The 2,285-nt window shown below is 37.2% G+C and carries 3 protein-coding genes; all 3 read left to right on the top strand.

All coding sequences use genetic code 11. The features are described 5' to 3' along the window. The first annotated feature begins 84 nt into the window (after positions 1-84). A complete protein-coding gene (locus tag L1D44_RS21600) occupies positions 85-1,389 on the top strand; it encodes a polymorphic toxin type 44 domain-containing protein (RefSeq protein ID WP_239893252.1) in 1,305 nt (434 codons plus the stop codon). Between the two features lie 45 nt (positions 1,390-1,434). Beyond that, on the top strand, positions 1,435-1,998 hold the full coding sequence (locus L1D44_RS21595) for a hypothetical protein (RefSeq protein WP_239893251.1): 564 nt from the start codon (positions 1,435-1,437) through the stop codon (positions 1,996-1,998). Positions 1,999-2,125: 127 nt separating this feature from the next. Next, positions 2,126-2,285 (top strand): transposase family protein (locus L1D44_RS21590; RefSeq protein WP_239893253.1); only part of this gene is annotated, 160 nt, incomplete at its 3' end.

Genomic DNA, 2,285 nt, shown 5'->3' with positions numbered 1-2,285 from the left:
GTGTAGTGTTCGGGACGCTAATATTGTATCAATAAGAATTACTTTTGTTAATTGGTTGTAACTTAAATGGATTGGAGAATGTTAATGAAGACGTTAGTAAAGGGTTTATTGTTTATATTGTTTTTATTTAGCAGTCATAGTGTATTTGCTTCATGCTCAAATATATATGGGTTTGAAGAGAAAACGGTTAGAAGTGATATAATTGATTCTTACCGCGGTAATGGCAGTAGAACTAAATGTGTAATACTTAAAGGACTTAATCCAAATAAAACAATTTTTCAATTTAAAAAACCAAGAAGAGCAAATGGTGTTTATAGTCAGGTTAGTTACTCCACTGATTTATACCGAGTTGATGGAACTAAGATAAAGTCATTCTCAATAAAAGACTCTACTATTTCAGATAGTTTAAATTTAGTTGGTCAAACTGAGATTAAGTTAAACTTAATACCTAAAACAGGTAGCAGAGAAAATAAGTTTACCTTTGAGATATTAAATGTCTCTGAAGGTCAAGAATTTAGTATTGTTATGGTAGATGTAAAAGTTAGTAAATCTTCTTTTCCTCCTGTCGATACTGGATGTAGAGGGTGCTCAAATCAAATGTCTGACCGTTCTAGTTTTTCTTCGCGCTCAATGATGAGGGCGGCTTCGCCTACTAGCTCTGGTACGGTTTACACAAGTTCTCCAGCAACGGATGTTGCCCAGTGTACAGATCAAAATAGACCTCCAAACCCCGCTCCGGTAGATAAAGTATCAAGTGTGCAAATGAGTTATTCAGATGTCATACGAACAACTCAAGCCGAGTATGCTTCTTGGAAGTCAAAATTCACAGCGCCTGTGGCCGAAGCAATGGCATATTGGTCTATGTATCAAGATCACAAGACTGGCGGTATATACGACGTTAAATCTAAGCAAAGTGATTATAATGGTAATGCTGATGATGGTAACTTTTTGTACGGTATCCGTATGGCTGCTTTTGGCTTTAGTAGAAACTTTACTGAAAGAGCGTCAGCATCATATCAAGGCATTCAAGACTATGGATTAAATGCTGCTGGAGTATATGCAAGTTATATCAATTTCATTTTTAATGTTGGAGACAACGTTGGTGACCCTGAAATGGTTGCTCAAGGATGGGATTATAAAAAGCAAGTTTTTGATGCCAACAGTTCTGAAAGGGGTAATAGTTCTTGTGTAAGCACAGCCGTTAAAGGGGTCTCAATCGGTAACGCAGGCTCTGGTGGTAGTGGCGGTGGTTCAGGTGGCACTGGCGGTGGTATTAGTATTCCTGGTAATGGTAGTGGTGGTTCAGGCGGTTCTGGCGGTGCTGTTTGGTGTATGGTTCAAGGTGGAGTTGTTCAATATTGCTGGCGTGATCAGCATAGTAGTAATTAATAGCTTTAACTTTTACATCTTGAACTATTTTAATGGGAATATTTAATGAATAAAATGACGAAAGTTATTATACCTATTATGTTACTATCTTTGATGTCAGCATGTAGTCAGCAGGTTCAAGAGAAAGAACTCTCTGAACACTTTATGGATAATCAATCAAAGTTCGAACGTTTATCCAATTTGTCTTGCACTTTGTTGAACAATGACTTTAAAGCTATGCAATATGCAGTTGGAGATTATGATAATAGAGAGTCGAAAGCTAAAACAAATGAACAAATAAAAGACTATAAATTTAAATGGGCAAACTTAAATAAGTATGGTGCTCAGTTTGAGAACAATCTTAAAGAAATAGATAAGCTTTTAGTTGATTTGGATGTTGATGAAATACTCATAAGAGAGCTTTCTGGTGAATGTCGGTTATATATTGATGTGTGGTCTATTTGGATGACAGGTGAAGGGCAGGAAATGGGATATTTATTTAACCCAGAAACTATCTATGAATATGATCCTGAAATTCATTCTAAATCCAATAGAGATTTAAAGACTCAAATTGATTTTACTTTACCGTTATCTTCAGGCTGGTACGTCGGGTATAGTAATACACCTTGATGAAATAAAGTGCGGGTCCTTCTGGCCCGCTTCACTGCGCAGGGCGGGATCATACTTTGTTAATAGTAGGGAACTTCTTCGTATCTGCATGATCTGATCGGGCATGTTATTCTACTGAGCCTAATCCATGTCCTTATTTGAACACTTGAAACTCATCGAAGACCCTCGCTCTCACATCAACCTAAACCATGATTTAGTTGATATTATTTTTCTCGTTTTAGCCGCTATCGCTTCAGGTTGTGATGGCTGGCAAGCTATCGAAGAATTCGGCCAAGAGAACCTATCTT

The organism is Shewanella sp. Isolate13 (assembly GCF_022398325.1).
In the GTDB taxonomy this organism is placed as follows: Bacteria; Pseudomonadota; Gammaproteobacteria; order Enterobacterales; family Shewanellaceae; genus Shewanella.
Note: the sequence above shows the minus strand (reverse complement) of the source record. Positions and strands in the feature narration are given on the sequence as shown.

Excerpts from the sequence above, each read along its gene's own strand:
- L1D44_RS21600 (WP_239893252.1), top strand. The coding sequence starts at position 85 with ATGAAGACGTTAGTAAAGGGTTTATTGTTTATATTGTTTTTATTTAGC.
- L1D44_RS21595 (WP_239893251.1), top strand. The coding sequence starts at position 1,435 with ATGAATAAAATGACGAAAGTTATTATACCTATTATGTTACTATCTTTG.